This window comes from Pseudomonas sp. EA_65y_Pfl2_P74 (assembly GCF_963970575.1).
GTDB lineage: Bacteria > Pseudomonadota > Gammaproteobacteria > Pseudomonadales > Pseudomonadaceae > Aquipseudomonas > Aquipseudomonas baetica_A.
This window is the reverse complement of the sequence record NZ_CAXAOQ010000001.1, coordinates 157277-181556: the sequence shown is the minus strand read 5'-3', so window position 1 is coordinate 181556 and position 24280 is coordinate 157277. Positions and strand designations below refer to the sequence as shown.

At 59.8% G+C, this 24280-nt stretch carries 24 protein-coding genes and 1 pseudogene; 9 read left to right on the top strand and 16 right to left on the bottom strand.

Features of this window, described 5'->3' with window-relative positions:
• Positions 1-76 precede the first annotated feature (76 nt).
• Positions 77-154 (bottom strand): annotated as a pseudogene (locus AACY18_RS00800) (helix-turn-helix domain-containing protein); the annotation flags it as partial.
• Between the two features lie 491 nt (positions 155-645).
• On the opposite strand from AACY18_RS00800, the gene AACY18_RS00795 reads away from it, so the two are divergent.
• Positions 646-921 (top strand): DUF3077 domain-containing protein, encoded by a 276-nt coding sequence (locus tag AACY18_RS00795; RefSeq protein WP_339434269.1) that lies wholly within the window; start codon positions 646-648, stop codon positions 919-921.
• 50 nt (positions 922-971) lie between these two features.
• Here the strand turns inward: AACY18_RS00795 and AACY18_RS00790 are convergent, their stop codons facing one another.
• Together AACY18_RS00790 and AACY18_RS00785 are read right to left on the bottom strand one after the other, a co-directional pair.
• Positions 972-1652 carry an RES family NAD+ phosphorylase gene (locus AACY18_RS00790; RefSeq protein WP_339434268.1) on the bottom strand — a complete coding sequence of 227 codons (681 nt, stop codon included), beginning with the start codon at positions 1650-1652 and terminating at the stop codon, positions 972-974.
• Complete coding sequence (locus AACY18_RS00785; RefSeq protein ID WP_339463974.1) at positions 1649-2059, bottom strand: MbcA/ParS/Xre antitoxin family protein; 411 nt, start codon at positions 2057-2059, stop codon at positions 1649-1651. Before AACY18_RS00785 ends, AACY18_RS00790 begins: the two co-directional genes overlap by 4 nt.
• Positions 2060-2392: 333 nt before the next feature.
• Here AACY18_RS00785 and AACY18_RS00780 point away from each other — a divergent pair, with 333 nt between their 5' ends.
• The gene (locus AACY18_RS00780; protein WP_339434266.1) at positions 2393-3319 is read left to right on the top strand and encodes a LysR family transcriptional regulator; all 927 of its coding nucleotides are present in this window, start codon (positions 2393-2395) and stop codon (positions 3317-3319) included.
• Here the strand turns inward: AACY18_RS00780 and AACY18_RS00775 are convergent.
• From AACY18_RS00775 to AACY18_RS00750, 6 genes are all read right to left on the bottom strand, one after another.
• Positions 3236-3553: an AzlD domain-containing protein gene (locus AACY18_RS00775; protein ID WP_339434265.1), complete on the bottom strand. Its 318-nt coding sequence runs from the start codon at positions 3551-3553 to the stop codon at positions 3236-3238. The two genes, AACY18_RS00780 and AACY18_RS00775, sit on opposite strands and share 84 nt — an antisense overlap.
• Positions 3532-4248 carry an AzlC family ABC transporter permease gene (locus AACY18_RS00770; protein ID WP_339434264.1) on the bottom strand — a complete coding sequence of 239 codons (717 nt, stop codon included), beginning with the start codon at positions 4246-4248 and terminating at the stop codon, positions 3532-3534. Before AACY18_RS00770 ends, AACY18_RS00775 begins: the two co-directional genes overlap by 22 nt.
• On the bottom strand, positions 4245-4622 hold the full coding sequence (locus AACY18_RS00765) for a GNAT family N-acetyltransferase (protein WP_175555635.1): 378 nt from the start codon (positions 4620-4622) through the stop codon (positions 4245-4247). The genes AACY18_RS00770 and AACY18_RS00765 overlap by 4 nt, the downstream gene beginning before the upstream one ends.
• A 79-nt stretch (positions 4623-4701) precedes the next feature.
• Positions 4702-5448: a 2OG-Fe dioxygenase family protein gene (locus AACY18_RS00760; RefSeq protein ID WP_166218415.1), complete on the bottom strand. Its 747-nt coding sequence runs from the start codon at positions 5446-5448 to the stop codon at positions 4702-4704.
• Between the two features lie 231 nt (positions 5449-5679).
• Positions 5680-6966: an OprD family porin gene (locus AACY18_RS00755; RefSeq protein WP_339434263.1), complete on the bottom strand. Its 1287-nt coding sequence runs from the start codon at positions 6964-6966 to the stop codon at positions 5680-5682.
• Between the two features lie 297 nt (positions 6967-7263).
• A complete protein-coding gene (locus AACY18_RS00750) occupies positions 7264-7932 on the bottom strand; it encodes a DsbA family protein (RefSeq protein ID WP_339463972.1) in 669 nt (222 codons plus the stop codon).
• A gap of 247 nt (positions 7933-8179) precedes the next feature.
• Between AACY18_RS00750 and AACY18_RS00745 the strand changes: the two genes are divergently transcribed.
• Positions 8180-10273 (top strand): TonB-dependent receptor, encoded by a 2094-nt coding sequence (locus AACY18_RS00745; protein WP_339463971.1) that lies wholly within the window; start codon positions 8180-8182, stop codon positions 10271-10273.
• A gap of 131 nt (positions 10274-10404) precedes the next feature.
• Here the strand turns inward: AACY18_RS00745 and AACY18_RS00740 are convergent, their stop codons facing one another.
• The 4 genes from AACY18_RS00740 to AACY18_RS00725 all read right to left on the bottom strand — a co-directional run bounded on the left by AACY18_RS00740 (position 10405) and on the right by AACY18_RS00725 (position 16066).
• Positions 10405-10617 carry a hypothetical protein gene (locus tag AACY18_RS00740; protein ID WP_339434260.1) on the bottom strand — a complete coding sequence of 71 codons (213 nt, stop codon included), beginning with the start codon at positions 10615-10617 and terminating at the stop codon, positions 10405-10407.
• 245 nt (positions 10618-10862) lie between these two features.
• Positions 10863-11969 carry an agmatine deiminase gene (gene aguA / locus AACY18_RS00735; protein WP_339463969.1) on the bottom strand — a complete coding sequence of 369 codons (1107 nt, stop codon included), beginning with the start codon at positions 11967-11969 and terminating at the stop codon, positions 10863-10865.
• Positions 11970-11974: 5 nt separating this feature from the next.
• Positions 11975-12853: an N-carbamoylputrescine amidase gene (gene aguB, locus AACY18_RS00730; RefSeq protein WP_339463968.1), complete on the bottom strand. Its 879-nt coding sequence runs from the start codon at positions 12851-12853 to the stop codon at positions 11975-11977.
• 300 nt (positions 12854-13153) lie between these two features.
• Complete coding sequence (locus tag AACY18_RS00725) at positions 13154-16066, bottom strand: aminotransferase (protein WP_339463967.1); 2913 nt, start codon at positions 16064-16066, stop codon at positions 13154-13156.
• Between the two features lie 147 nt (positions 16067-16213).
• On the opposite strand from AACY18_RS00725, the gene rfbC reads away from it, so the two are divergent.
• Genes rfbC through AACY18_RS00705 form a run of 4 tightly spaced genes read left to right on the top strand, consistent with a single transcriptional unit; the run spans position 16214 to position 20444 of the window.
• The gene (gene rfbC / locus AACY18_RS00720; RefSeq protein ID WP_221731050.1) at positions 16214-16759 is read left to right on the top strand and encodes a dTDP-4-dehydrorhamnose 3,5-epimerase; all 546 of its coding nucleotides are present in this window, start codon (positions 16214-16216) and stop codon (positions 16757-16759) included.
• Positions 16760-16801: 42 nt separating this feature from the next.
• Positions 16802-18610 (top strand): sensor histidine kinase, encoded by a 1809-nt coding sequence (locus tag AACY18_RS00715; RefSeq protein WP_339463966.1) that lies wholly within the window; start codon positions 16802-16804, stop codon positions 18608-18610.
• Positions 18607-19992, top strand: coding sequence for a sigma-54-dependent transcriptional regulator (locus AACY18_RS00710; protein WP_339431544.1), 1386 nt, complete (start codon positions 18607-18609; stop codon positions 19990-19992). The genes AACY18_RS00715 and AACY18_RS00710 overlap by 4 nt, the downstream gene beginning before the upstream one ends.
• Positions 19989-20444: a thioesterase domain-containing protein gene (locus AACY18_RS00705; RefSeq protein WP_339431545.1), complete on the top strand. Its 456-nt coding sequence runs from the start codon at positions 19989-19991 to the stop codon at positions 20442-20444. Before AACY18_RS00710 ends, AACY18_RS00705 begins: the two co-directional genes overlap by 4 nt.
• Before the next feature lie 63 nt (positions 20445-20507).
• On the opposite strand, the gene cysQ is transcribed toward AACY18_RS00705, so the two are convergent.
• The gene (gene cysQ, locus AACY18_RS00700; protein ID WP_339431663.1) at positions 20508-21335 is read right to left on the bottom strand and encodes a 3'(2'),5'-bisphosphate nucleotidase CysQ; all 828 of its coding nucleotides are present in this window, start codon (positions 21333-21335) and stop codon (positions 20508-20510) included.
• Between the two features lie 11 nt (positions 21336-21346).
• Positions 21347-21913, bottom strand: a complete 567-nt coding sequence (nudE, locus tag AACY18_RS00695; RefSeq protein ID WP_339431546.1) for an ADP compounds hydrolase NudE — start codon at positions 21911-21913, stop codon at positions 21347-21349.
• A gap of 88 nt (positions 21914-22001) precedes the next feature.
• Here nudE and yrfG point away from each other — a divergent pair, with 88 nt between their 5' ends.
• Positions 22002-22664 carry a GMP/IMP nucleotidase gene (yrfG, locus tag AACY18_RS00690; RefSeq protein WP_339463965.1) on the top strand — a complete coding sequence of 221 codons (663 nt, stop codon included), beginning with the start codon at positions 22002-22004 and terminating at the stop codon, positions 22662-22664.
• A 94-nt stretch (positions 22665-22758) separates the two neighbouring features.
• Here yrfG and lysM read toward each other — a convergent pair whose 3' ends face one another.
• Positions 22759-23208, bottom strand: a complete 450-nt coding sequence (gene lysM / locus AACY18_RS00685) for a peptidoglycan-binding protein LysM (RefSeq protein ID WP_339431548.1) — start codon at positions 23206-23208, stop codon at positions 22759-22761.
• 143 nt (positions 23209-23351) lie between these two features.
• On the opposite strand from lysM, the gene AACY18_RS00680 reads away from it, so the two are divergent.
• Positions 23352-24239, top strand: a complete 888-nt coding sequence (locus AACY18_RS00680) for a LysR family transcriptional regulator (RefSeq protein WP_339431549.1) — start codon at positions 23352-23354, stop codon at positions 24237-24239.
• Positions 24240-24280: the final 41 nt, after the last annotated feature.

The window sequence follows — 24280 nt, the reverse complement described above, 5'->3', positions numbered from 1 at the left end:
TTCTGGGGTGTTTATATTTTTAGCAGCGTTTCAGCTTCAGTAGAAATAGCGCCTCTCCTCTGCACACGTCGATCTAACGCGCGGCCTCACCGGCCTTCATCTGACGTACAGACTCCAGTAAATCCTGCTGGAATTGGTCCAGTTCATCGACCATCGCTGATCTCCTCGTTCTGGTGTTTAGGAAGGGCTAAGGGCAAGTCGTAACCGACAAAACGCACGCCGCTAAATCCTGAGAAATGTGTTGTAACGACAAGCCAAGCAAAGCCACTACTGGCCACGATTGCGCGCCTGCCACTCCCCAAGCTACCGTCAAACCCGTCGCTGCCAATTCAGCGACCGGGCCTGAGAACCCGGGTAAGATACAGGCGCACCAGCGCCCCACCCACAATTGCCGGCGCTTTTTTTAGTGTCCGCATTCACGTGTTATGGCGGCTGTGCGTGGGAGACCTTCGGGTCTGCCGGGTTCCTGTATCTCCGGTTTCTCAGCCTGCGCATAGCTGCCACCCTTTCGCCTGAGAACGAAAATGGCGGCTCTCATTTGATACAGGGAGTTTCACAAATGAATGTCATTGATCCATCCGTAATCCGCCGCGCTGCCACACCGGTCACCTCACTCCACGCCTTCCGTACGGCAGGTGAAACGAAATGACCGACTACCTCGATTTGAAAACCCCAGGCCTTACGCACTTTTCCTTCCAGGCCAATCAGGCGCTGTTCCGCACCAATCATGGTGTTCCAGTGATCGCCGCCCTCTCACACGCCTCACACTTGCTTCACATCTCCAAACTACTGACCGCCGACTCCACAGTCTCGCGCGATCCTGATCTTCACGCTTATGCCTCGCAGTATTTGCAGGAGTTGAGCAAGGCGCTGATCGACGACGTGGTGAAAGTGCTGGATGCGCCAACAGCAAGCCATTGACGAAAACCATCGATATTAAGCCCTCACTATTTCGAGGGCTTGTTTGCGTTTCAAACCTGACTGATCTCAAACACAAACGAAATCCTGCGCTGACTCGCACTCCACACATACCGCAGATGCTTGCCCTGTTTCGGAATCGACACCGCCGGCGGCCTAAACGCGGCGACACATTCGTGGCCCGGCAGGCGGACGCTGTTGTAGAGCAGGCCCCAGGATTCGGACTCGCGCAGTTGCCGGGCAAATGCCTGGGACGGGCCATAGGCGTCTGGATCAGGTTGATGTAAGTCGGGAAAGCCGTGGCGAATATCGTGTAACGGTTTAACCACCCGATTAACGTAAGTCCGCATGGTCAACTCAAGGTCCGCTTCTTGGGTCGCCGCAAGAAATCGCTCCTGGTGATAACAAGTCTCGGCAATGGCCGCAGCCTGACTGCTCGCAGCGTAGTAGACGCCGAAGGTGCCATCGGTGAAGCGACTGCTTTTGCCGATGTGGGTGAACGCGGCCATTACCGGGGTCGAACCGGGGCCGGAGAGTCGGTCTTCGGGGCGTACGCGGGCGAGGACGCCGGCCTGTTCGATCAGCCGATCATTGGTCAGCGCTTCCAGCGCATAGGCGATTTCCAGGTCTTCGGGGTCGAGCACGTCCTCGAACAACGCAATCGGCGGGAAGCTGCTGTTGACGATCCGAAAGGCTTTCGGCCATTGCGGCTCCACCAGCGGCGGGGGCTTCAACCGCGCACCCCGTCGAGGTAACGGCGAACGTCAGCGATGTCGACCACCCTCCCCGCCAGCATGTAATCCAGCGCCGTCCGGCCATTGAATGGCGCGGCAGCATTGGGGCTGCTGACCCAGGTGTAGGCGCGTTCGCGGCTGTTGCTGAAGATGATGCTCAACGCCTTGTGAATGCCCATCAGATACGAGATGCGCTCCAGCGTGTCATGCGGCAGGCGTATGTTCGGCGGCAGGTGTTTGTACTTGTAGAACGTGGTGTTGCCGACGCCCCCCAGCAGTGTGCGCTGCTGCTCGGCGTTGCAACCCCAGCGCTCCATGAGGTTGAAGAAGAACTTCAACGCAACACGCCCGGCTTCGGGGACGTCGAGCTGTTCGCGCGGGGTGAGGACTGGGGATGAGGTAGGCACGGTCGCCTCCATTGATGGGTCACATACGATCCAGCCTAGTACAGGTATGGATATTTTTTATCTATTAATCCGCAAATGAATCAATTCGTCCCTTTTATCAAATCCTCGAAAGAGCCAAGAATTGTTATTCCGAGTCAGCTTTTTTTGACCTTCATCACCCCAACGTCACCAAAAACCCCGATCCTGTGTCAGCCTCCAGCCATCGGTGGAGACATCAATTCGCTACTAAACCCGCGACAACTATGCTCAGGTGCTGGAATATAGCCGGCATAAGACGCCGGACCGGCAGTCTCGTAAACAACAATACCCAGCCCACTTTAGAGGGCATTACCCATGGATAGCAGAACCTTACGCAACCTCATGCGCATCGTGCAGACCGGCTCTTTGTCGGCCGCAGCCGAGCATTCGTGCCTGACTGTGCAGGCGTTGGCCGCGCAGTTGAACAAGGTCGAAGAGCAGTTCGGTTTCCGCTTGTTTCGTCGTTCCAACAAAGGGCTGACGCTGACGCCGCAAGGCACTGAGCTGACGCCGTATATGGACAGAGTGCTGATTGCCACGCGACAGATGGAAGATAAAGTCGAGGCTCTGAAAGTGCCGGGGCAGCGTACGTTGAAGGTCGCGTTGAACAACACGTTGTCGCCGGACTTCAACCGGCGAATGATCGGGCGCCTGATTGAGGTGTTTCCCGATTATCAGATGGAGTTCAGCTACGCCGAGTCGATGGAAAACCTCAGCAAGCTGAAAAATGAGGACTTTGACCTCGCCGTGCTGATTGGCCCGCAGCGACCGGGTTTGCCGAGCATCGTCCTGCCCGAGGTGCAGGTGCAGGTGGTCGGGGCACATTGCGGTCAGGAGAATGATCCGCTGACGTTGCTGGGGGACAAGTTTCAGGTGCGTCCTGCGGAAGACTGTCCGTATTCCCACAGCTTCTTGCGTTTTCTCGACGCCGGTCTGGGCAATCACGAGAACGGACAGCGCATGGTCTACTCGTGCAGCGAAACCCTGACGCTGTCGCTCATCACGCAGATGGACGCGGTGGGCATGGTCTCGCGTGAGGCCGCGCAGAAAAACGGCCTGACGATTTTCCCCGGGTTCGAGGATTTCCTCGAGGTGCGCCTGGCGGTGAACAATCCTGAGTTGTCGAGCCAGGCGTTGAGCGATGTCGCCGCACTACCGCTACATGAACGAGCCGAGCGCAATGTACGCAGCCGTGCCAACCGCCACACTGAGAAAGAGGTTTTTGCTGAAATACGCACATAACAGCGTCGGAATCGCGGCATAGAATTCCGGGCGATCGAGCTGTAGGTGCTGATCCTTGATCAACAAGGGTGTCAGGCTGATCGCAGCGACGATCGCCACCGGCAAGTATTCCAGCGCCCGTGCAATAAACGGCGGCCAGTGCTCGGTGTTGACTTGCAGTGGCAGCGCGCGTGGCAGGAAGGTCACGGCCATCATCAGCGCGACCACCAGAATCAGGAACGTTTGGTCAGGCATACACCGACTCCGCAGCCCACAAACGTGGCGATAAACACATTAAACGGCGAGCTGCTGACCAGGCTCAGTGCCCCCATGCACAGCACGGCCGCCGCGGCGGCGATGAGTTTGTTGCGGGTGTTGCACAGTGACACCAGCACGTAGAGCATCATTGCGGTCAGTGCGTAATCGAGCTGGTATTTGATCAGGTGCGCCGCGTACTGCGCGCACACCGCTCCCAACAGGCCTCCGAGCACCCACGAGGTGTGGCAAAACAGGTTGAAGCCAATCAGATACCGCACGTTCACCGGTGCGCCGGTGCCCAGTTTCACGCTGTGAAAAGCAAAGGATTCGTCGGTCAGGCCACCGGCGTAACACCAGCGCTCCATGCGACTGAGGCCCATGGCACGCAGGGCCTTGGCCATGTACACCGACATCAGCATGTGCCGTGCGTTGATCAGGAACGTGGTCAGCACAATGGTGGTCAGCGACGCACCGCTTGAGATCAACGCCAACGCCGCAAACTGCGAAGCCCCGGCATAAACAAACAAGCACATTGCCACCGGCAGCCACATGGGCAACCCGGCATTCACAGCCATCAAGCCGAATACAAACGACACCGTGAAATACCCGGCCACCACCGGACTGGCTTCGGCAAAGGTGCGCGACGGCTGATGATTGACCATCAGCGGCGCACTGCCGGACGTTTCATTCATAGGTCCCTCTCAAATGTCCGTTCGCCGTGAGGCTCGCAAAAACCCTGGGCAGTCCAGAAACGTTTGCCCGCGAGGTTAGCATCGTCGACGAACAGAAACATCCGCAACACACCGACCCGCTTCATGTCGGACGACGCCGCTTCAACCAGACGTTGACCGACGCCCTGGCTGCGATAGCACGGGCTGACGGCCAGATGGTTGATCGTGCCGCGGCTGCCGAGCATGCCGCCCAACACCGCGCCGACGATTTCGCCGGCCACGTCGAAGGCGAGATAGGCCGTGGTGGTTTTCTGGATCAACACGCCGCGCAGACATTTGGCGTCCTGCCATTCGCAGAACGACACTTCGTCGAACTGGCGGAAGAAGCGCTCCATGGGTTGCGCATCCTTGGCCGTGGCGCGTCGCAGCACCACGGGCGTCGAACACTCGACGCCGTCGATTGGGGTGATCTGATTAGCGAACAATGTCGAAAGCGGTCCCGGGCCGCGAGAAGGAAATCGCCAGAATCTGCCGGTACGCCATGGCATGGGTGTGCGTGTTGCGCGCCGGGGTCACGTAGTGGCGCATGTCGCGGTCGAGGAAGTAAGTGGTATCGAGAATTTCCTGGTAGGTGGTCGACGCCAATTGATGCTCGTGAATGTCGTACAAACGACTTTCCGCACCCTCGACATTGTTGCGCCCCCAGAAGTGCACACCGCTGAACGGATAACCGTCGCAGTGAATCCCTTCGGGGGTAATTTCCAGTTGTTTGCCGGGTTTGATCTCGATGCGGATCTGATGGATCTGGCACTGCCAGATTTCATCGTGCAGTTCTTCCGGCAACACGCTTTTGTACACTTCGAAATCGGTGTCGATCAGGCTGCGCATCACCGGCGACTCGATGACTTCATCAGAGAAATCCTGAAAGTGGCGCACCAAACCGCCGACATAAGCGTTGTTTTCCTTGGACTGCACGTAGGCGCGATGCTCGAGTTGCTTCAGTTCGCGCGTCTTGGGGTTGTACTCAAAGTCGCTGTAACGACGGTAACGCATGCCGGCTTCGGCCTGACCGTAGTAGCTGTCAGGCTCCATGTTTTCCCAACTTTTGGTCAGTCTGACGAAGTCGGCAAAATGACCGTAGAGATTGAAGTCACCACCCTGGACGTTGACATATTTGTCGCGCCGTAGCGATTCGCCCACTTCTCTGTTCAAAACGATCATTACCAAATTCTCCGCTGCGTTGAGCGGCCTAATCTATTAGGTGGAGAATTTGCGTCCATGAGAAAGAATTTCAGGCATTTAAAGCCCTGCTTGAAACGAAGTTTGAAGTGGCTGAAAAACAACTTTCACATGACAAAAACACGGTTTTTTTCTGGTTTTCACCGGGAAACAGTCGAAAAAAAACCCCGACCAGTCGGGGTTTTTCTCAGATGTATTACACCTGTTCGATCATCAGAAGATGTTGATCGGGTAATCGACGAATACACGCACTTCGTTGCCGCTGACGTTGTACTCGCTGGATTTTTGCGAAACACGCAGGATCGAGCTGCGCAGTTTCACGCTCAGGTCTTTGGCCGGGCCGCTTTGCACGACGTACTTGAACTGGTTGAAGATTTCGCGCTCGGTGCCGCCTTCGCTGGTGGACGTGGTGATGTTGTCGCCACGCACATAAGCGAAGTTGTAGCTCAGGCCCGGTACGCCGAATGCGCCGAAGTCCAGGCCGTAGCCCAGTTGCCAGCTGCGTTCGTCTTCAGCGTTGAAGTCGGACCAGTAGGAGTTGGCCAGGTAGATGGTGTTGCCACCGTCGCCGACGCGACCCTGACCTTTCTGATAACCGCCGTAGGCGTAGCCCAGGTTGCTGTCGCCGGTGGAGCGCTGGTGCGCCACGGTGAACGAGTGCGGACCGGTGGCGAAAGTGGCTGCCAGGCTCCAGATCTTGTTGTCGTCACCGGTTACACCGTTTTCGCGGACATAAGAGTTGTCCAGCTTGGTGCGATAACCGTTGAAATCCAGGGTCAGGGACTGATCCTTGTCGATCGGGAACACGTAGTTGGCGTTCACGTATTGTTTCTTCAACACGTCTTCAACGTCGGATGCGTAGAGCGCCGCCTTGAACTGTTCGGTGAACTGGTAGCTACCGCCCAGTACGTTGATCGATTTCAGACCACCGCTGTCACGGCCTTCAGCGCTCTTGCGCGATTCGGCGGTGAAACGACCGGCGTTCAGCTCCAGGCCTTTGATCTCTTTGGAAGTGATCAAGGTACCGGTGTAGCTTTCCGGCAGCAGACGCGAGTTGTCGTAGTTCAACACCGGCAGGGCCGGCATCTGGTCACCGTAGGTCAGTACGGTGTTGGACACACGGAATTTGACCGCTGCACCAAACCTGGACAGATCGTCAGCCGCGTTGCCGCTGTCGCCCTGTTTGAAAAAGTCGATACCACCGGCGCCGCTGCGGCCCTTGCCGCCGTCCAGACGCAGTGCGTAAAGACCGAAGGCGTCAACGCCAACACCGACGGTGCCTTGGGTGAAACCGGACGAGAACGTACCGATGGCCGCTTGGCCCCACTCGGCTTTGTCTTTGTTACCGTCTTTGTAATCACGGTTGATGTAGGCATTGCGCAGCAGCACTTTGAGGCTGCTGTCTTCTTGAAAACCCTTGGACTCGGCCTGGTCGTTAGCCATGGCCGACGTGGCGCTCAACATCCCCAGAGCGATCAGGCTGATTCGCTTGTTCAACATTTTGTTTTCCTTATTACGGGTTGAAACGCACTGTGTCGAACGGCTGAAACGGCGCTCATGCGCTCTTTTTTCACTCCGAAACAAAAAGACCCGCCCACGATAAAGTCGTGTCGGGCCTTCTTGTTATTTTTGAGTCATGGCGGTTGGCCACAGGCGTTGGGGCGAATCCTAGCCGCGCCCGGAACAATGTGTCAATTTCAAGAATCGTCTTTAAATAGGCAAAAATCGTCTAAGAAACGTAATTTTTCCGCTGACTGGTTGCTCGAAAATGCTTGCAGCCAGTGAATCGCGCGCGTATCAGGCGCAACCGTCCAGTCCACAGAAGGCTGAAGACTCGCCAACCCCTTCGCGGCCAATGGCCTCCCCCAACCATTGAGCAAAAGCCTGCGGCTTGCCCAGCCAGGGACTGATGTCGATGAGGGTAAATTGACCGTTCTGTTCCAACGCAAAAGTCGGAAATCCCTGCCCTCCCAGTTGGGCCAACAACCCACGACTGGCTTTTATGTGTGCCTCGGTATCAACCGATTCAACCCTGGACTGAAAGGGTTCCCCGACGTATCCCATTTGCTCCGCCAGTTCCAGGAGAACGGATTGATCGGCAATTCGCCGCCCCTCCACGTAATGCGCTGTCTGCAACCGCCCGAGCATCTGCAAACCACGCGCGTCGATGGCCTCTGCGGCCAGGACGGCGGCAATCGGAGGCGTCGAATCGAAAACGGCGGTGTGATCGCGCAGCAAACCTTCGAAATACGCCTCGCCAAACGGCTGCCCGGTGTATTCGGCGATGCGCCGGTCGTGGGGCATGACGTAATTGCGCAACTGTGGCGTCACGCGCTGGCGGTTGGTGCCGCTCATCATGCCGCCCGCATGGGCGATTACCGGCAACACGTGTTGCGCCGCTTGCACCAGCGGTTTGGCGCCGTAACACCAACCGCACAACGGGTCATAAATGTAGTGAAGGATCATCAGAGCGCTCCGGCAGGAAAGTGGGAAAAATCGATGCCGGCAGACTAGTGCTCAAGCTGTTGCAGAAAAACGCCGGAATGGCTTTCAGACTGTTTCGTGAATCGGGCGAATGATCGGGTGTATCCAGATAGACATAAATTGAAACAATCAGACCAGGGAACTTCTTCGGAATAATTAACGGAAGCAAATGCAAAGCATTACCATTCGCGCGCTCGATATTCTTCCCACCTTTCGGATGCGCTTTTCAATGCCTGCCCCGTTTCGTCTTACGCCCGTAACCCTTGGGCTTTCTGCTTTCCTGTCCAGCGGTTTTGCCTACTCGGCGACTGAACTGCCCGCCACCGCCATCAGCGCTGAAGCGCAAGCGGATGACCCGCGCGTCACCATCAGCAACACCGCGACGCGCACATCGACGCCGGTGCGCTATGTGCCGCAGGCCATCGACTCGATCAAAACCTCGAACGTCGCCCAATACGGCACCCACGACATCGGCGACGCCTTGAGTGGCATGCCCAACGTCAGCAGCAGCGCCGATACCCGCTTCGACAGTTTGCGCATTCGCGGCTTCGACGCCAGCAACGATTTCTATCTGGATGGCATTCGTGACGACAGCCAGTACAAGCGCGACCTGCACAACGTCGAACGGGTTGAAGTGCTCAAAGGCCCGGCCGCCGTGCTGTACGGCCGAGGCAGCCAAGGCGGGATCGTCAACCGGGTGAGCAAAATGCCGGTGCCCGGCCGCCGCTCGACCATCGAAGCCCAGGGCGGCAGCGAGGATCTGCGCAGTTTGTACGCCGATCTCAGCGCCGATCCGAGCGAGAACATCAGCCTGCGCCTGAACATGGGCAACATGGATGAAAACAGTTTCCGCGACGGCGTCAGCGGCAACCGTCAACTGTTCGCGCCGTCGATGAGCTGGCAACTGACACCCGACCTGAACTGGCTGGTGCAGTACGAATACAGCCGCTACAACCGCACGCCGGATCGCGGTATTCCAGGGGTCAACGGGCGTCCGGCGGAGGTGGGCCGCGACACGACTTACGGCAACGAACACGACTTCATCGACGACAAGACGCAGTCCTTGCGTTCAAAACTCACTTACGAACTCAACGACAACTGGCAGCTGCGCCAGACCCTGGGTGTGTTCAAGCTCGACAGTGATTTCGACAACACCTACCTCACCGGATATACGCCTGCGACCCACAAGGTCACGCGCCAGCACTGGCAGCAGGACCTGACGACTCGCAACGTCTACAACAACCTGGAACTGGAAGGCGCGTTCGACACGTTCGGCCTGGAGCATCGCCTGCTCACGGGTATCGAAACCGGCAGTCAGCGCCGCGATCCAAAGCTGTATAACGCGGCCACCGGCCGGACGCCGGGCGCGCAAGCCGTGCCAGCGCTTGATCTGTTCAACCCCAATCGCGACCGGCGCCACACCGGCGCGATGCAGCGCTCAAGCAGTAGCCACACCGAAGTCGAAAGCCGCGCGGTGTACGTGCAGGATCAACTGCGCCTGAACGATCAGTGGCAAGTGCTCGCCGGCCTGCGCTACGACACCTTCGATATCGAGTCGACCAACAAACTCAAGAACATGTCCGAAGACCGCGACAGCCACAGCACCAGCCCGCGCGTGGGTCTGGTCTGGACGCCGCTGCGCGATCATTCCTTCTACGCCTCGTGGTCCAAGACCTTCTCGCCAGTGGGCGGCGGTCTGATCGGCATCACGCCGGGCGCGGCCGGTAACAGCAACGACCTGAGCCCCGAGCTGACCAGGCAGAAAGAAATCGGCGTGAAGAGTGACTGGCTCGATGACCGTTTGAGCACCACCCTGGCGATCTATGACCTGGAGCTCTACAACCGCCGCACCACCGATCCGAACGATCCAACCCTGACCATCATGACCGGCCTGCAACGATCTCGCGGGATTGAGCTCACCGCCACCGGCAAGATCGTCGGCAACTGGTATGTGCGCGGTGGCGTTGGTGTGCAGGATGCGAAGATCGAGAAGGACAACAACGGCCTCAAAGGCAAGCGCATCAACAACGTCGCCAAGCACAACGGTAGTCTTTTCCTGACCTGGAAACCGGAGATGGGCTGGTACGGAGAAACCGGTCTGACCCTGGTTGGCCAGCGCTATGCCGATAACGCCAACACCACCGTGCTGCCAGGCTATGGCCGTTGGGATGCGCTGGTCGGCTATCGCTTCAAGGACTGGGATTTGCGCGCGGCGCTGAACAACATCACTGATCGCGAGTATTACGCGTCGGCCACCAGTCAATATCAAATCCAGCCGGGGGCGCCGCGTAGCGTGGTGATGACGGGCACCTACAGCTTCTAAATCAGCGCAAAACCCTGTGAGAGGGGGCTTGCTCCCGAAGGCGTCCTGTCAGTGTTCACACTGGATTTTGCAACGCCCATAAAAAAGCGCCGCCATCCCGGCAGCGCTTTTACCCATCGCTGTTGTTTTTCTTATCCTTGCATCACAGCCCACAACGCATCCAGTTCTGCTTCGCTGAACAGGTCAGCGGGGTAACGCTCGATCATCATCCGGCGCGGATCAGCTTCCCTGATCTGACGCGTTCCATTGGATTTCAACCAGTGCGCGACTACCTGGAGCGATTTGCCGTTTACGGCCATGGGGCGCAAAGTTCGTGCTCTGACTGTGTTCACTTCGGCGTTCATTTCGGCGCTCTCCCCCCGTTAATGAGCGGCTAAGTTATCCAAGGTTTATGACAGAACTGTTGAAGTTCTCCTCCCTCCCTAGTACTCAAGATTCAATACAAGAGCTATGCCAATGTTTCGCACTTGTCGACAAGCGGATACAAAGAAGCCCGCCGTCCAACAGGGCGGCGGGCTTCTTTGTCTATCGGGCAAGCGAATCGTCGCCCGGCTGATTGTCCAATCAACTCAAGCTGTTACGACTCAACTCACTCTTTGTGCGGCGCTGGCTGCTGTTGGGTAAGGCAGTGAATATTGCCGCCACCCAGTAACAGTTCGCGGCCCGGCACCATCACCACTTCGTGCTGCGGGAACAGGTTCTGCAGGATTTCCCTGGCCGGGCCGTCCATCGGATCGTCGAAGCTCGGCGCGATGATGCCGCCGTTGACGATCAGGAAATTCACGTAGGAACCCGCCAGACGCACGCTCGGGTTGCGCTCTTGCGTGCCGTCCACCGGATCAACGCCAGCGCACTCTTCTTCGGTGGCAAACAGCGGCCCCGGAATCGGCATTTTATGCACCGTGAACGGGCGTCCCTTGGCGTCGGTGCTGTTTTGCAGCACGTTCATCGCCGCCTGGCAGCGTGGGTAGTTCGGGTCCTGTGGATCGTCGGTCCACGCCAGCAGCACTTCGCCCGGACGCACGTAGCAGCAGAAGTTATCCACATGGCCGTCGGTTTCGTCGTTGAACAAACCGTCCGGCAGCCAGATGATTTTATCCACAGCCAGGTTGGCGCTGAGCACCGCTTCGATTTCTTCGCGGCTCAGGTGCGGGTTGCGATTGCGGTTGAGCAGGCATTCTTCGGTAGTGATCAGCGTGCCTTCGCCATCGACGTGAATCGAACCGCCCTCGAGCACAAAACCTTCGGTGCGGTAACGCGGACTGCGCTCGATCTCAAGGATCTTGCCGCCGACTTGCGCGTCGCGGTTCCATGGCGAGTACAAGCCGCCGTCAAAGCCGCCCCAGGCGTTGAAGGCCCAGTTCACGCCGCGCACTTCGCCGCTGTTGTTGATGACGAACGTCGGGCCGCTGTCGCGTACCCAAGCATCATCGCTGGACATCTCGACCACGCGGATATTCGGCACGTCCAGACGCGCACGGGCGTTTTCGTACTGGCCGGCAGAAACGGCCACGGTCACCGGCTCGAAACGGGCGATGGCTTTAGCCACTGCCGCGTGTGCGGCTTGCGCCGGTTTTCCGCCCAGACGCCAGTTGTCCGGGCGCTCGGGCCAGATCATCCAGGTCTGAGTCTGGGGTGCCCACTCGGCCGGCATGTGGAAGCCGTCGGCGCGCGGGGTACTTTTCAATGTGGTCATCGGGATCAGGACTCCAGGGAACCGTCGAGGGTTTTCAACGCGCCGTACAGATTCGGCCGGCGGTCACGGAATGAACCCCACGCGCTGCGAATATGTTCGAGCTCGTCGAGGTTGAAAGTGTGCACCAGAATACCTTCTTCGGTTTTATTCAGCTCCTGCACTTTTTCGCCGAACGGGTCGGCGATGAATGATGAGCCGTAAAAGGTGATGTCGTAGCCGTCTTGCTCTTCATTGCCGATGCGGTTGCTGGCAATCAGCGGCATCAGGTTGGCGCCGGCATGACCCTGCTGCACGCGCTGCCAGTGATCGCGCGACGAGATGGTTTTGTCGTGCGGCTCGCTGCCGATGGCAGTCGGGTAGAACAGGATTTCCGCGCCTTGCAACGCCATGCTCCGTGCGGCTTCCGGGAACCACTGATCCCAGCAGATGCCCACGCCGATCTTCGCGTAACGGGTGTTCCACACCTTGAAGCCGGTATCGCCCGGGTTGAAGTAGTACTTCTCGTGGTAGCCCGGGCCGTCCGGAATGTGGCTTTTACGATAAATCCCGAGGTTGCTGCCGTCGGCGTCGATGATCGCAATGCTGTTGAAACGCGCACGCCCGGCCAGTTCGTAGAAGCTGATCGGCAATACAACCTGCAGCTCTTTGGCGACTTTGCGGAAATGCTTGATCGCGACGTTTTCTTCAACCGTCGTGGCCAGTTGCAGATAGTCCGGGTTTGGCTTCTGGCAAAAGTACGGCGCCTCGAACAATTCCTGGATCAGGATGATCTGCGCGCCTTGGGCGGCCGCTTCGCGCACCAGCCTTTCAGCGGTTTCAAGGTTGGCTTCCAGATCCCACGAACAGGCCATCTGAGTGGCGGCGACGGTAACGATACGGCTCATGAATCATCTCCGGGCAAGGGCTTTGACGGTCGAGGATTCGACCGAAGAGAAAAAACGCGCGCACCGGACAAAAAATCGCCATGCCGGAGCAATGGCGACTTTATAGCCGATAAATATCGGCTTTAGAAGCTACAAAAATGTATTCCGTCTGATTTTAAAGACTTAATACCGATAGAAATCGAATTAAACCACCAAACGAAAGGTGTGGGCTTGCTCGCGAAAGCAGTGTGTCAGTCACTTTGGATGTCGACTGATGCATCGCTTTCGCGAGCAAGCCCGTTCCCACAGGGGGTCGTGGGTTTACAAGCCTTCGGTGAGCACCCGGTCGAGCATGTCGACAAAGAAGTCCACACTGCGCCGCGGCGTCACCATCGGCGGTTTGATTTTGAGGATGTTCAGGTCATCGCCGGTCGGCTGCATGAAAATCCCCAGTTGGCGCAGACGATCACACAGCAACGCGGTCTCTTCGGTCGCGGGCTCCAGCGTCTCGCGGTTGCGGATCAACTCCAGCCCCAGGTAGAACCCCGACCCATGCACCGCGCCCACCAGCGAATGTTTATCGATCAAGGCTTCGAGCCGCGCCTTGAAGTGGCCGCCCACCACTTGGGCGTTCTCCCAGAGTTTTTCTTCCTCCATCACGTCCAGCACGGCCATGCCGATCTGGCAGCTCACCGGACTGCCACCGGCCGACGAGAAGAAGTAACCCTCAGCCTCCAGCGCCTCGGCGATTTCCCGGCGGGTGATCACCGCGCCCAGTGGCTGGCCATTGCCCATGCCTTTGGCCATGACGATGATGTCCGGTACCACGCCTTGCTCTTCAAACCCCCAAAAGAAATGGCCCATGCGCCCGTAACCGACCTGCACCTCATCGGCAATGCACACGCCACCCTGTGCGCGGACCCGCGCATACACCTGCTGCAGATACCCCGGCGGCAGCGAGATGCCACCGGCATTGCCGTACACCGGTTCGCAGATGAACCCGGCCAGTTGGCGCTTTTGCTCGGCGATTTTCGCCAAATGATGTTCGACGCTGCGCACATAGTCGGGCGCCGAATCGAGGCCACGAAACTCGCCGCGATACATGTTCGGCGCGGTCACTGGATGCACCCAGTCCGGACGGCTTTCGAGGGCTTTGGGGTTGTCGGCAATCGAGGTCGACACCGCATCGGCGCCCACCGTCCAGCCGTGGTAGGCCTCCAGCACGCTGACCATGTCGCGACCGCCGCTGTAAGCCCACGCCAGGCGGATCGCCAGGTCATTGGCCTCGCTGCCACTGTTGACCAGAAACACCCGATCCATGCCCTCCGGCGCCAGCTTCAGCAAACGCTCGGAAAACTCGGCGACCGCCGCATAGTTGAAGCGTGAGTTGGTATTGAGGAGCGACCATTGACGGGCGGCGACCGCCGCCATGCGCGGATGGCCGTGACCGAGCACTGCCACGTTGTTGAGCATGTCGAGATAGGAACGGCCCTGCATGTCGATCAGATGGTTGCGCCAGCCGCGCTCGATGCGCGGCGGATCGACGTAATAGTGTTTTTGTGTGCGGGCGAAACTGGCATCGCGGCGTTCAAGCAGGGTCTTGGCGTCCAGCTCTGGCTCGGCATCGCAGGCCAGCCCCAATAACCCCGCAGGAGACGGGCACAACGCTTGCCACGCGGCGGCGCGCGATGGCGTACAGAAGAGCGGCGCATTCAGTTGCGCAGCGCGATTCAGTTGCACGATCAACGGCCCGCTGACCGCGCCCAGCACCTGACCTTTGACCAGCGCTGCGCCGCTGTGCAGCGAAGGCGTCACGCCCCACAAGCGCACGCTGAGCTGTGGGCCGTCGAGTTGCAGCACGCCATCTGCGTGCTGATGAACCACACCGGCAAACGGCGACTCCACGGGTGTGCCAGTGGGCACGCGCAATTCGACGTGCAGCGCGAACGTGTCCGGTTCTTCAGCGCTGTCCGGCCGGGTGCGCGACAAACGGTATTGGCCATAACGGCTCGCCGCCAAACCATGGGCCGCCGCCGCGTCGTTCAACAGACGCTGATCGATGCCGTCCTGCTCCCAGTTCCCAGCCTCGAAATGCGCGCTCAACACGCCGAGGTCGATCAACGCAAATTCGCGTCCGACCAGACTCGGCAGCAACGGTACAAATCCTTCGCTGTTGATCGTCGGCAACGGCTGACCGACGGCGCTGAGAATCGCCGCTTCCATCAGTGCCAGCGGCACCGAGGTGGCCACGCGGAAGATTTCCCACTCATGGGTCAGGTTGTCGCGGCTGTAGGCGTTGCCCGGATCGATGCTGACCTGCTGCTCGCCACTGAGCACCAGCACCGCCGCCCGAGCGACGATCAACGGCCACAAGGCTTGCAGCTCTTCGTGTTGCAGCGGATTGACCGCGTGATAGGCCTGAACCGCCGGCAGAATGACAAACGGATCGCCACCGGCGTGATGCAGCAACGCCGCACAGGTCACCGACAAATCGGTGATGCGCCAGGTGCGGACCAGATCACCGAAATCGATCACCCCCTGCAACTGCCAATGACGCTGGGCGTCGCGTGCCCACACCGCGTTGTCATCGGTGATGTCCATGTGGATCGCCTGCACCGGCAGCTTGTCTGCCAGCGGCTGCAAACGGCGCTCGGCCTGTTCGGCGGCGTCGGCGATCAAGGTGCGCTGCTGATCGTCCCTGATCACTGGCAGCAAATGGCTGATCAAAGCGCTGGCATGGCGCGCGTCCCACTGCAACGTGCGTTCCAGGCCCGGATGGTCGAAGCCTGCCAGCGCCAGGTCCATCTCGCCACAAAGCCTGCCAAACCCGGCGACCACGTCATGGCCCAGGTGATCGAGATGCGTGAGCGGCTGGCCTTCGATGTAATCGAGCAGCCGCACATGCACTGCTTCACCGTCGACATCCAGCGTCAGCAAGTCCTGACCGTTATGGGCGGCAATTACTCGGGGCACGCTCACGTCACAGTGTTCGGCCAGATGTTTCAGGCCGGCGTGCTGGGCTTGTAGCTCCACGAGGGCGTAATCGCCACGGCAGATTTTCAGGACAAACCGCCCCCGCTCAGTGTCGACGCGGTAGTTGAGGTCTTGCTGGCTGCCGAGGGCCTGCAACGTGCCGCTGAGCCCGTAGTGCTCGGCCAGCCATTGCAGGGCCTGCGCCTGCGAAACCTGCGGGCTGGGCAAACTGGCGCGATGAATCAACGTGGCGAGCGACATGAAACGACCCCTGAAATTTTATTAGGCGCCTATATCGCCACTGCAGCAGAGGATGCGCAACCCCTGATCGTGGTTATTCGAGCGCTCGCATCTGTCGGCACTTTGCGCAAGAATGTCGGCCATTCACATCTGCCTATGGAAATTCTCATGAATGTCATCACCACCGATCTGCCCGGTGTTCTGATCATCGAACCCAAGGTGTTCGGTGACGAGCGCGGTTTCTTCTACGAGAGTTTCAACGCCAAGGCGTTCCAGGACGCCACCGGTCTGGACACCCAATTCGTCCAGGACAACCACTCGCGCTCGCAAAAAGGCGTACTGCGTGGCCTGCATTACCAACTGCAAAACACCCAGGGCAAACTGGTTCGCGTCACGGTCGGTGAAGTGCTCGATGTGGCCGTGGACATCCGCCGCAGCTCGCCGCACTTCGGCAAGTCGGTAGCGGTGCGCCTGTCGGCTGAAAACCATCGTCAGCTCTGGGTGCCGGAAGGTTTCGCCCATGGTTTCGTGGTGCTGAGCGAGTTCGCCGAGTTCCTCTACAAGACCACCAACTACTACGATCCCTCTTCCGAACGCAGCATTCGCTGGGACGACCCTGCTCTGGGCATCGACTGGCAACTGGACGAGGCGCCAAAACTGTCCGCCAAGGATCAGGCAGCAGCGCTGCTCAAGGACGCTGACGTCTTTTCCTGAGGCCGGGCATAATGCGCCTGTTCACTCAGGCGCATCCGGCTTATGAAACCCTCTCTCCCTCGCAGACCCCGCTGGCGCAGCCTCGCCCTTCTGGCCCTGTGCCTGGCGCCACTGCTGTGGCCGCTGGAGCATCTGGCTGAGCGCTATTACCGCAGCGAACTGGCCGGCCAGAACCGCCAGACCCTCGACCTGTACGTCGCCAACCTGTTGGGCACCCTGCACCGCTATGAAGTGTTGCCGCAGATCCTCGGCCAACTGCCGGCCCTGCGCGCTGTGCTCGGGGCGCCAGACGATGGGGTGACCCAAGGCAACGCCAACCGCCTGTTGAAAAACATCAGTGCGCAGACCGGTGCCGAAGTCATGTACCTGATGGACACAACCGGGAAGACGCTGGCCGCGTCGAACTGGGACAAGCACGACAGCTTTGTCGGCCGTAATTTTTCCTTCCGCCCCTATTTCAGCGAAGCCATGGCCGGACGTCTCGGGCGCTTCTTCGGTCTGGGCACCACATCGGCCAAGCGCGGCTACTTTTTCGCCGCCGCCGTGCACGATGGCGAGAGAATCCTGGGGGTGCTGGTGATCAAGGTCGATCTCGATCACACCGAAAGCCTGTGGGGCAAAACCCCGGAACAACTGCTGGTGACCGACCACAACGGCGTGGTCATCCTCACGTCGCGCCCGCAATGGCGCTTCCGCTCGACCCGCGCGTTGAGCGACGCCGAACGTGCCGCCATCAGCGCGATCCAGCCCTACCCGACCCGAGAACCGCGCCCGCTTAACCTCAGCCCCACCGCCTGGCTGACCCAGACTCACGACATCGCCGAAACCGGCTGGAGCGTCAGCATCCTCGCCCCGCGCACCCTGATCGACCGCCCGGTGCGCACGGTGGTGGCCATTGGCGGCGCCACGCTGTTGGTGTTGATGCTGTTGCTCGGTCTGATGATGCAGCGCCGTCGCCACTATCTTGAGCGCATCGCGTTTGAAGCCAAGGCGCGGCGAGAACTGGAAGGTCGCGTCGCCGAACGCACCAGCGATCTGGAAGGCCTCAACCGTCGTTTGAAGCAGGAAGTGCTGGAGCGGGAAACGGCCCAGCAGGAACTGGTACGTGCCCAGGACGATCTGGTCCAGGCCGGCAAACTGTCGGCGCTGGGCACCATGTCGGCGAGCATCAGTCACGAACTCAACCAACCCCTGGCGGCCATTCGCAGCTACGCCGAAAACGCCGAAGTGCTGCTTGATCATCAACGCACCGACGACGCACGCGGCAATCTCAAACTGATCAGCGAGCTGACCGGGCGCATGGCCTCGATCATCGCCCACTTGCGTGCCTTCGCCCGTCGCGACCGCCATGCGCCGGAAAGCGTGGCCCTGCAACCGGCGCTGGACGATGCGCTGGCCTTGCTGGCCAAACGTCGGCGCAGCATGGAGGTTGAGCTGATCCGCGACCTGCCCGCCGCCACGCTGTGGGTCGAGGCCGGGGAAACGCGCTTGCGTCAGGTGCTCGGCAACCTGTTGGCCAACGCCCTCGACGCGCTCACCGAAAAAGGCCCGCCACGCAAATTGTGGCTGAGTGCCGAATCAACCGCCGAGGGCGTCAATCTGTACATTCGCGACAACGGCCCGGGGTTCTGCATGGAAGCCCTCGGCCGCGCCAGTGAGCCCTTCTACACCACCAAGACCCGCACTCAGGGCCTGGGGCTGGGCTTGGCGATCTGTGAAACCCTGATGCGCGCCTTCGGTGGAGAACTGTCGTTCGCCAACCACAAGCAAGGTGGCGCCTTGATAACCCTGCGCCTGCGCGCCGGCGCGCCCGGGGTCAGCCTGCAACCGTCCGAGGATCGAAGTGCATGAGCATCGACAATCGCATTCAGGTGGTGTTGATCGACGACGATCCGCACCTGCGTCAGGCCCTTGGCCAGACGCTGGATCTGGCGGGGCTGAAAATCCTGCCGCTGTCCGAAGCCAAAGGTTTGGCCGCACAACTGGAGCGCGACTGGCCGGGCGTTGTCGTCAGCGACATTCGTATGCCCGGCATGGATGGTCTGGAATTGTTGAGCGAGTTGCACGCCCAGGACCCGGAATTGCCCGTGCTGCTGATCACCGGCCACGGCGACGTGCCTCTGGCGGTGCAAGCGATGCGCGCCGGCGCGTATGACTTCCTCGAAAAACCCTTCGCCAGCGACGCCCTGCTCGACAGCGTGCGCCGCGCCTTGGCCCTGCGCCGACTGGTGCTGGACAACCGCAGCCTGCGTCTGGCCCTCAGCGACCGCAACGAGTTGAGCGCGCGTCTGGTCGGCCACTCAAAACCGATGCTGCGCTTGCGTGAACAGATCGGGGCATTGGCAGCGACCAAGGCTGACGTGTTGATCCTCGGCGAAACCGGCGCCGGCAAAGAAGTCGTCGCCCGCGCGCTGCACGATTTGTCGAGCCGCCGTAACGGCCCGTTCGTGGCGATCAACGCCGGGGCATTGGCCGAGTCCGTGGTGGAAAGTGAACTGTTCGGCCACGAACCCGGCGCCTTCACCGGCGCGCAAAAACGCCGGATCGGCAAGTTCGAATTCGCCAACGGCGGCACGCTGTTCCTTGATGAAATCGAAAGCATGAGCATGGACGTGCAGGTCAAACTGCTGCGCATGTTGCAGGAGCGCGTGGTCGAGCGCCTGGGTGGCAACCAACTGATCCCGCTGGATATCCGCGTCATCGCCGCGACCAAGGAAGACCTGCGTCAGGCCGCTGATCAGGGGCGTTTCCGCGCCGACTTGTATTACCGCCTCAACGTCGCGCCGCTGCGCATCCCACCGCTGCGCGAGCGTGGCGAAGATGCTCTGGTGCTGTTCCAGCACTACGCCGATGAAGCCAGCACTCGCCACGGTTTGCCGCCTCACGAACTGCAACCGGCACACCGCGCCTTGCTGCTGCGCCACACGTGGCCCGGCAACGTGCGTGAACTGCAGAACGCCGCCGAGCGGTTCGCTCTCGGTCTTGAATTGGCACTGGATGACACCGGCATCGAGGGCGGCGGCACGACCGTGGAAGTCATCAGCGGAGGGCTCAGCGAGCAAGTGGAAAACTTCGAGAAATCGTTGATCGCCGCCGAACTGGCGCGCTCCCACAGCTCGGTACGCAGCCTTGCCGAAGCCCTCGGCGTTCCCCGCAAGACCTTGCACGACAAACTGCGCAAACACGGCTTGAGTTTTGCCGACAGTGGCGCCCAAGGAGACGAAACCGAATGAACCGTGACAGCCGCTATCTGCAATCGGTCCTGCATCACGACATTCCCCTGACCCAGGCGATGGGCCTCAAAGTGCTCGACTGGCAGGCGCAGCAGTTGCGCCTGCACTTGCCGCTGGACGCCAACGTCAACCACAAGAGCACCATGTTCGGCGGCAGCCTCTACTGCGGCGCGGTGTTGGCCGGCTGGGGCTGGTTGCATTTGCGGCTGAAGGAAGCAGGGATCGAAGACGGGCACATCGTCATTCAGGAAGGGCAGATCAGTTATCCGCTGCCAGTGACGGGGGATGCCACGGCGATCTGCCTGGCGCCGGATGCGGCGGTGTGGAAGAGGTTCGTGGCGATGTATCAGCGTTATGGCCGGGCGCGATTGACCTTGAATACGCGGATCGTCAATGCCGGCAGTGATGAGGATGCGGTGACATTCAGCGGGCAGTACGTCCTGCACCGCTAACCCGCAGGAACTCACCATGCGGTTGCGGCGAGGGAGGGCTCGCCACAACGGTTCGTTCACCGCTCAGGAACGGGCGAGCTCCAGCAATTTTGAACGCCACGCGGCCTTCGCCGGCAGGGCCAGAAACGACGTATTGAGCAGCGATTCGCGCGCCGGGTAACAGAACGCCTCACCCTGCAAGTCCAGCACCTCACCGCCCGCGCCTTCGAGCACGCCTTGCGCCGCCGCCGTGTCCCATTGCGAAGTCGGCGCCAGGCGCGGATAGCAATCCGCCGCGCCTTCGGCCAACAGGCAGAACTTCAGCGAACTGCCGATATTGGCCAATTGCAGCTCACCCAGACTGGCGCTCAACCCGGCCAGCAAGCGTTCCTGCTCAGGACTCGAATGCCTGCGGCTGGCCACCACCGTGAACGCCTCACCCGGTCCCGGCACATCACGCACCTGAATCGAAACCGGCGTACCGCCCTTGTCACAACGCCAGGCACCGAGCCCGGCACCGCCGACATAGAAACGACCGTTGGTTGGCATCGACACCACGCCAAACACCACCCGACCGTTGTCGATCAGCGCAATGTTGACGGTAAATTCTTCACTGCCGCTGATGAACTCTTTGGTGCCATCGAGCGGGTCCACCAGCCACCAGCGCTGCCACCCGGCGCGAACGCCTTGCGCGATGTCGGCGTCCTCTTCGGACAATACCGGGATGCTTGGATCGAGCGCCTTCAGCCCGGCGACGATCAGGTGGTGTGCGGCCAGGTCGGCCGCCGTAACCGGCGAATCATCCGACTTGGCGGTGACTTCAACACCTGATCGCCAAAACGGCAAAATCGCCTCACCGGCCTGCAATGCCAACTCGACCACCGGCGCCATCAACGGATGGGGAAAATTCATCGACACTTCACTCATGATTGAAAGGATCCACGCTGGGTCAGCAGGTCACGGGTCAGATACAGCGCGGCCAACGCGCGGCCTTCGGAAAACTGCGGATTCATTGCCAATGCCGACAACTCGCGCAGATTGACCTTGTCGACCCGCATCAGCTCGGGCTCGTCGCCCTCAAGCCGCTCCTCGTAAAGATCAGTGGCCAGCACCACTTGAATCTTCTGGCTCATGTAACCGGGCGACAGCGACAACTCGGTCAGATGTTCCAGTTGCCGCGCGCCAAAACCGGCCTCTTCCTTAAGCTCACGCTCAGCCGCCGCCAGCACATCTTCGCCCGGCTCGATCAAACCTTTGGGCAAGGACAATTCGTATTCATCAGTACCGCCGCAATACTCCTCGACCAACACCGCGTGTTCGGCGTCGAGCATGGCCACGATCATCACCGCGCCGTAACCCGCGCCCTTGCCGACCAGCCGCTCATAAGTGCGCTCCACGCCATTGGAAAAACGCAACTTCAATTCTTCGACGCAAAACAGGCGACTGGTGGCGACGATCTCGCGGGCGAGTACGGTGGGTTTCTGGCGCATGCAAAGCTCCTTGGCGTGAACGCGCTACTATAACGCGGCTTTCCCGATTGTTTACGTCGGATATCTTTCTACCGCTCGAGACGTTGCCATGCCTTCTTTACCGTGGTCTGACATCGATACCGTTCTGCTGGACATGGACGGCACGTTGCTGGATCTGCACTTCGACAACCATTTCTGGCTGGAACACCTGCCCCAGCGCTACGCCGAACTGCACGGCGTGAGCCGCGCCATGGCCGAGATGGAGTTGCAGCCGCTGTTCGAGCGACATGCCGGCCAATTGCAGTGGTATTGCCTGGATTTCTGGAGTGCCGAGCTGAAACTGTCAGTGCGTGAACTGAAACAGGAAACCGCGCACTTGATCGCCCTGCGCCCGGATGCCGATACCTTTCTGGCGGCGATAAAGCAGGCGGGAAAACGGGTGATCATGATCACCAACGCGCACCGCGATTCGTTGTCACTGAAACTGGAACGGGTCGAACTGGCGCCGTACTTCGAGCGGCTGATCAGCTCGCACGATTACGGTTACCCCAAGGAGAATCCGCAGTTCTGGGACGCCTTGCAGGCCGATATCGGCTTTGATCCGGCGCGCAGCCTGTTTATCGACGACACCTTGCCAATCCTGCGCAGTGCGCGTGATTTCGGCGTGACACATTTACTGGCGGTGAAGGAACCAGACAGCCGCAAGGGGCCTAAGGACACCGCTGAGTTTGCGGCGGTCGAGGACTACCGCGATTTGCTTGCAGGGCTATAGAGCGAGTCGCCTGCTTCGCGAGTTCAAGCCCGCTGCCATATTGGAATACGTTCCTCTGTGGGCGCGGGCTTGCTCGCGAAAGCGGCCTTGAGTCTTACTCGGGAATACGCAGCACCTGCCCCGGATAGATCTTGTCCGGGTGTGTGAGCTGAGGCTTGTTCGCCTCGAAAATCTTGTTGTACTTGTTGGCATCGCCGTACTCACGCTTGGAAATCGCGCTCAGCGTGTCACCCTTCTTGACGGTGACAAATTTCGCGGCGGTTGCAACACCACCGGTCACGGTGATCTGGTCGTCTACGCCACTGACGCCGTCGACGTTGCCAAGCGCCAGGAGGATTTTTTCTTTTTCTTCCTGGCTGGCCGCTTCACCCGTGGCAATGACTTTCTCGCCTTCAACCTTGACCTGAATCTTCGACGTGTCGATTCCCGTCAGCGCGTCCTGCACATGCTTGGTCAGCGCCTCGCCATTGGCTTGGGCCTTGTCCGGCGTGAGCGCATCAAGGATTTTTTCACCGGCATCTTTCAAAAAGCTGAATAGGCTCATCGTGTTTCACTCCATGGAATAAAAGGGGTCAGACGTCAAAGCCTAGACCACCTTCGCCAAATACGGTTCCACGCCGACCAATGACCCACCCCAGCCACAAGCGTTAGAATCGTCCACCCCTGCCAACACCCTTCGGAGCGAAGATGGACATCAAGCAACTGAAATTCCTCATCGCCCTCGACGAAACCCGCCACTTCGGCCAGGCCGCCGCGCGTTGCCACATCACCCAGCCGACCCTGTCGATGCGTCTGCGCAGCCTTGAAGAAGAACTCGATTTGCCGCTGGTCAACCGGGGGCAACGCTTCGAAGGCTTCACCGCGCCGGGGGAGCGCGTGCTGGCGTGGGCGCGCACGGTGCTGGCGGCTTATGACGGCTTGCAGGCGGAAGCGGCGGCCTGTCGCGGCAACCTCATCGGTACGTTGCGTTTAGGCATCGTGCCGCTGTCGAGCTTCGATCCACTGCCGCTGATACAGCGTTTGCACAGTGCGCACCCGAACCTGCGTTTCGAAATGTCGGCGTTGAGTTCCGAGCAGATCCTCGAACAGTTGGCGAACAACCGTATCGACCTTGGCGTGTCCTATCTCGATCGTCTGGATAATGAGCGTTTCGACTCCCTGGCCTTCAGCGAAACCCACATGGGCCTGCTCTACGATCAGCGCTCCTTCACCTTCGGCGAAGCGCCGTTGAGTTGGGAGGCGTTGATCGAACTGCCGTTGGGGATGCTCACCAGCGGCATGCATTTCCGCCAGTCCATCGACCACAACTTCCACAGTCGGAACCTGACCCCGCAGCCGTTGTTGCAAACCGACGCCGTGCATCAATTGTTACAAGCGGTGCACGGCGGGTTTTGCTGCGCGATCATGCCGCTCGACGCCGGCCTGGAAAAACTCACCGACCACCTGCGCCTGCAACCGATCGAAAGCGCCCAGACCCTCGCCCCGCTGGGCCTGATAATGCGACGCGGCGCCCCGCGATCGGCGCTGGCAGAAGCCTGTTTCGCGCTGTATCGGAAATCACCAAGCGACTCTTGATCGACGTCATCTATCGGTAGATCGAAAGTAGCGATTAGACG

What these genes read in the sequence shown, in the direction of transcription:
- AACY18_RS00710 (WP_339431544.1), top strand. Translation starts at nt 18,607, where the DNA reads ATGAGCATCGACAATCGCATTCAGGTGGTGTTGATCGACGACGATCCG.
- AACY18_RS00725 (WP_339463967.1), bottom strand. Translation starts at nt 16,066, where the DNA reads ATGTCGCTCGCCACGTTGATTCATCGCGCCAGTTTGCCCAGCCCGCAG.
- AACY18_RS00740 (WP_339434260.1), bottom strand. Translation starts at nt 10,617, where the DNA reads ATGAACGCCGAAGTGAACACAGTCAGAGCACGAACTTTGCGCCCCATG.
- aguA (WP_339463969.1), bottom strand. Translation starts at nt 11,969, where the DNA reads ATGACCACATTGAAAAGTACCCCGCGCGCCGACGGCTTCCACATGCCG.
- AACY18_RS00795 (WP_339434269.1), top strand. Translation starts at nt 646, where the DNA reads ATGACCGACTACCTCGATTTGAAAACCCCAGGCCTTACGCACTTTTCC.
- AACY18_RS00780 (WP_339434266.1), top strand. Translation starts at nt 2,393, where the DNA reads ATGGATAGCAGAACCTTACGCAACCTCATGCGCATCGTGCAGACCGGC.
- AACY18_RS00680 (WP_339431549.1), top strand. Translation starts at nt 23,352, where the DNA reads ATGGACATCAAGCAACTGAAATTCCTCATCGCCCTCGACGAAACCCGC.
- AACY18_RS00765 (WP_175555635.1), bottom strand. Translation starts at nt 4,622, where the DNA reads ATGGAGCGCTTCTTCCGCCAGTTCGACGAAGTGTCGTTCTGCGAATGG.
- AACY18_RS00770 (WP_339434264.1), bottom strand. Translation starts at nt 4,248, where the DNA reads ATGAATGAAACGTCCGGCAGTGCGCCGCTGATGGTCAATCATCAGCCG.
- AACY18_RS00715 (WP_339463966.1), top strand. Translation starts at nt 16,802, where the DNA reads ATGAAACCCTCTCTCCCTCGCAGACCCCGCTGGCGCAGCCTCGCCCTT.
- cysQ (WP_339431663.1), bottom strand. Translation starts at nt 21,335, where the DNA reads ATGAATTTTCCCCATCCGTTGATGGCGCCGGTGGTCGAGTTGGCATTG.
- lysM (WP_339431548.1), bottom strand. Translation starts at nt 23,208, where the DNA reads ATGAGCCTATTCAGCTTTTTGAAAGATGCCGGTGAAAAAATCCTTGAT.
- yrfG (WP_339463965.1), top strand. Translation starts at nt 22,002, where the DNA reads ATGCCTTCTTTACCGTGGTCTGACATCGATACCGTTCTGCTGGACATG.
- AACY18_RS00750 (WP_339463972.1), bottom strand. Translation starts at nt 7,932, where the DNA reads ATGATCCTTCACTACATTTATGACCCGTTGTGCGGTTGGTGTTACGGC.
- rfbC (WP_221731050.1), top strand. Translation starts at nt 16,214, where the DNA reads ATGAATGTCATCACCACCGATCTGCCCGGTGTTCTGATCATCGAACCC.
- AACY18_RS00755 (WP_339434263.1), bottom strand. Translation starts at nt 6,966, where the DNA reads ATGTTGAACAAGCGAATCAGCCTGATCGCTCTGGGGATGTTGAGCGCC.
- nudE (WP_339431546.1), bottom strand. Translation starts at nt 21,913, where the DNA reads ATGCGCCAGAAACCCACCGTACTCGCCCGCGAGATCGTCGCCACCAGT.
- AACY18_RS00760 (WP_166218415.1), bottom strand. Translation starts at nt 5,448, where the DNA reads ATGATCGTTTTGAACAGAGAAGTGGGCGAATCGCTACGGCGCGACAAA.
- AACY18_RS00745 (WP_339463971.1), top strand. Translation starts at nt 8,180, where the DNA reads ATGCCTGCCCCGTTTCGTCTTACGCCCGTAACCCTTGGGCTTTCTGCT.
- AACY18_RS00775 (WP_339434265.1), bottom strand. Translation starts at nt 3,553, where the DNA reads ATGCCTGACCAAACGTTCCTGATTCTGGTGGTCGCGCTGATGATGGCC.
- AACY18_RS00705 (WP_339431545.1), top strand. Translation starts at nt 19,989, where the DNA reads ATGAACCGTGACAGCCGCTATCTGCAATCGGTCCTGCATCACGACATT.
- aguB (WP_339463968.1), bottom strand. Translation starts at nt 12,853, where the DNA reads ATGAGCCGTATCGTTACCGTCGCCGCCACTCAGATGGCCTGTTCGTGG.